Genomic DNA, 3677 nt, shown 5'->3' with positions numbered 1-3677 from the left:
GGCCGCCGAGAAAGATCAGCAGTGAGAGCACGCCGGCGACGATCGGCCGGTCGATGAAAAATTTGGAGAAGTTCATGGGGAGCTTTCAGCAAACCCCGTTCGCCCTGAGCCTGTCGAAGGGCCAGCACGGCACGGCGCTGGCTTCGACGGGCTCAGCCCGAACGGAGTACTTTCAGGATTTGGATGCGGCGGTGGAAGCGGCCGCGGCCTTGAGTTCCATCTCGACCGCCTGTGGCGCCACCAACGCCCCAGGCCGAATGCGCTGCAGCCCGTTGACGACCACACGCTCTTGCGGCTTCAAACCCGCCGTGACGATGCGCAAGCCCTTGGCGTGCGCACCCAGCGTGACCTCGCGGTAGGCGGCGGTGTTGTCGGCACCCACCACCATCACGAACTTCTTGTTCTGGTCGGTGCCCACCGCACGCTCGTTGACCAGCAGCGCCTGCGCGTTTTTCACCTGGCCCATGCGCAGCTTGGCAAACTGGCCGGGCATCAGGTGGCCGTCCTTGTTGTCGAACACCGCGCGCACACGCACCGTGCCGCTCTTGGCATCCACCTGGTTGTCGACCAGCTGCAGGTGGCCGAGGTAGGGCGTCTCGGCGGTGGCGGCGGTGCCCATCTGCACCGGGATGCGTTCGAGCTGCGAGCGGGCGCTGGCCCCGCTCGGCAGGTCGCGCAACGCACGTGCCACCACCTGCTCGTCGGCGTCGAAGCTCGCGTAGATCGGGCTCACCGAGACCAGCGTGGTCAGCACCGGCGCCCCGGGACCGGCGGCCACCAGGTTGCCGGTGGTGATCTCGAGCTTGCCCACCCGGCCGGCCACCGGCGCACGCACCTGGGTGTAGCCGAGGCTCAACCTCGCGCTCTGCCAAGCGGCTTGTGCCGCACGCAGGTTGGCATCGGCCTCGCGGAACGCGTTGTGGCGCTCGTCGAGCTCTCGCTGGGCGATGGCCTGCTCGTCGAACAGGCGGCGTGCGCGCTCATGTTCGCTGCGGCTGAACGACTGGCGGGCCTGCGCCGCGACCACCTGTGCTTCGGCCCGCTCGACGTCGGCTTCATACGGTGCGGGGTCGATGGTGATCAGCAGATCGCCCTTGCCCACCAGCGCACCTTCGCGAAAGTGCACCGATTGCACCGTGCCCGCCACACGCGAGCGGATGTCGACACGCTCTACCGCTTCGAGCCGGCCCGAGAACTCGTCCCAGGTGGTGACTTCGCTCTGCACCACGGTCGCCACAGACACCGGTGTGGCCTGGGGCGCGGTGCCGGGCGTCGCCTCGGCCGGCGTGGTGCGCAGCGTGAAGACGGCGGTGACGATGGCGCTCACCGCGGTGAGCGCGGTACCGGCCGCCCACAGGCGGCGCGAGCGTTGGGGAGTGCGGGGTTGTGGGTTCGTCGACATGGTGCAAATCCTTCAGGCAAAGCAGCGGCTCACCTCGCGGTACGAGGCTTTTCGCTTTGAAAAGTGGGGAACTAACTATTCGTAGCGATCACTACGACATATGGCAGAATGTAGCCACCCTGCAAGAGCAGGTCAAGCTATTTGATAGCGATCGTTATGAAAAAAACAGCAGAGACATCGGCCTGCCCTACGGCGCCGGCCAAACCACGCGGCCGGCCGCTCTCGTTCGACCGCGACGCCGCGCTCGAGCAGGCCATGCATGTGTTCTGGGAGCGCGGCTACGAGGCCGCGTCGATTGCCGACCTGACCAGCGCCATGGGCATCACGCCGCCCAGCCTGTACACCGCGTTTGGCGACAAGGAGAAGCTCTTCCTCGAAGCCATCGAACGTTATGCGCTCGGCCCCGGCAGCGCCGGCCCGCGGGCCCTGAAAGAAGAACCCACTGCGCGGGGCGCCATCGAGCGCTGGCTGCACGAGGCCGCCGAAGAACTCACCCGGCCCTGCCACCCCAAGGGCTGCATGGTCGTGATGGCCACCACCAACTGTTCGGTGGCCGCCGAGCACGTGCAGACCGCACTCGCCAAGCGCCGCGCTGCGGCCATCGCCAGCATCCGCGAGCGCATCCAGGAGGGCGTCGACCGCGGCGAGCTGCCGGCCGAGACCGACGCCAAGGCGCTGTCGAACTTCTACTCGACCATCTACCAGGGCATGTCGATGCAGGCGAAAGACGGCGCCACACGCGCCAGCCTGCTTGCGACCGTGGACGCGGCGATGCGCGCCTGGCCGGCGGCCACCCCCAAGCGACGCGCGGCGGCACCGCAACGCTGAATCTCGCCCGTAAAAGTGCCCCCGACGCTTGCGCGAGGGGGGCATTCAAAGCAGGCCGAGGGCCTGCCGCTTCTGGCTAGAGAAACATCAACGTACCTTGCCAGCCTTCCACGCGTTCAGCAGCGTGTCGTAGGCAATCGTTTCACCCTTGGGCTTTTCGTTGGCCAGCTTGGCCCACGGGGCACCCTTGTCGCTCAGGTACTTCTTGGGGTCTTCCTTCTTGTTGAGCTTCGGTGCGCAACGGGCCATGCCGGCGCGCTCGAGGCGGGCCATCACCTGGTCCATCTCTTCGGCCAGGTTGTCCATGGCTTGCTGCGGGGTCTTTTCACCCGTCACCGCCACGGCCACGTTCTTCCACCAGAGCTGCGCGAGCTTCGGGTAGTCGGGCACGTTGGTGCCGGTGGGCGTCCAGGCCACACGCGCCGGGCTGCGGTAGAACTCCACCAGGCCGCCGAGCTTCGGAGCCAGGTCGCTCATGGCCTTGCTCTGGATGTCGCTCTCGCGGATCGGCGTCAGGCCCACGATCGTCTTCTTCAGCGACGTGGTCTTGGCCGTCACGAACTGCGCATACAACCAGGCGGCTGCCGTGCGGTTCGCGTCATGGGCTTCGAAGAAGGTCCACGAGCCCACGTCCTGGTAGCCGTTTTGCATGCCCTGTTTCCAGTACGGGCCGTTCGGGCCAGGGGCCATGCGCCACTTGGGCGTGCCGTCGGCGTTGACCACCGGCAGGCCGGGCTTGGTCATGTCGGCGGTGAAGGCGGTGTACCAGAAGATCTGCTGCGCGATCTGGCCTTGTGCGGGCACCGGGCCGGCTTCGCCGAAGGTCATGCCGATGGCTTCTTTCGGCGAGTACTTCTTCATCCAGTCAACGTACTTGGTGAGTGCGTAGACAGCAGCGGGCGAGTTGGTCGCGCCACCACGGGAGACAGAAGCACCCTGCGGCGTGCAGCCGTCGGCCGAGGCACGGATGCCCCATTCGTCGACCGGCTTGCCGTTGGGGATGCCGATGTCGGCGGTGCCGGCCATCGACAGCCACGCGTCGGTGAAACGCCAGCCCAGCGAGGGGTCTTTCTTGCCGTAGTCCATGTGGCCATAGATCGGCTTGCCGTCGATGGTCTTCACGTCGTTGGTGAAGAATTCGGCGATGTCTTCGTAGGCTGACCAGTTGAGCGGCACGCCCAGGTCGTAGCCGAACTTGGCCTTGAACTTGTCCTTCAGGTCCTGGCGCGCGAACAGGTCGGCACGGAACCAGTACAGGTTGGCAAACTGTTGGTCGGGCAACTGGTAGAGCTTCTTGTCGGGTCCAGTGGTGAAGCTGGTGCCGATGAAGTCCTTGATGTCCAGGCCCGGGTTCGTCCACTCCTTGCCCTTGCCGGCCATGTAGTCGGTCAGGTTCATGATCTTGCCGTAGCGGTAGTGCGTGCCGATCAGGTCGGAGTCACTGATC

General features: G+C 66.0%; 3 protein-coding genes. 1 reads left to right on the top strand and 2 read right to left on the bottom strand.

All coding sequences use genetic code 11. The features are described 5' to 3' along the window. Positions 1-172: 172 nt before the first annotated feature. The gene (locus RMO40_RS05465) at positions 173-1402 is read right to left on the bottom strand and encodes an efflux RND transporter periplasmic adaptor subunit (RefSeq protein ID WP_309717420.1); all 1230 of its coding nucleotides are present in this window, start codon (positions 1400-1402) and stop codon (positions 173-175) included. 156 nt (positions 1403-1558) lie between these two features. On the opposite strand from RMO40_RS05465, the gene RMO40_RS05460 reads away from it, so the two are divergent. Next, positions 1559-2230: a TetR family transcriptional regulator gene (locus tag RMO40_RS05460; protein ID WP_309717417.1), complete on the top strand. Its 672-nt coding sequence runs from the start codon at positions 1559-1561 to the stop codon at positions 2228-2230. 87 nt (positions 2231-2317) lie between these two features. Here RMO40_RS05460 and RMO40_RS05455 read toward each other — a convergent pair. Continuing rightward, positions 2318-3677: ABC transporter substrate-binding protein (locus RMO40_RS05455; protein WP_309717413.1), on the bottom strand; the 1360-nt coding region annotated here is incomplete at its 5' end.

The organism is Rhizobacter sp. (assembly GCF_031412075.1).
Lineage (GTDB): Bacteria > Pseudomonadota > Gammaproteobacteria > Burkholderiales > Burkholderiaceae_C > Rhizobacter.
This window is presented reverse-complemented; position numbering and strand designations above follow the sequence as displayed.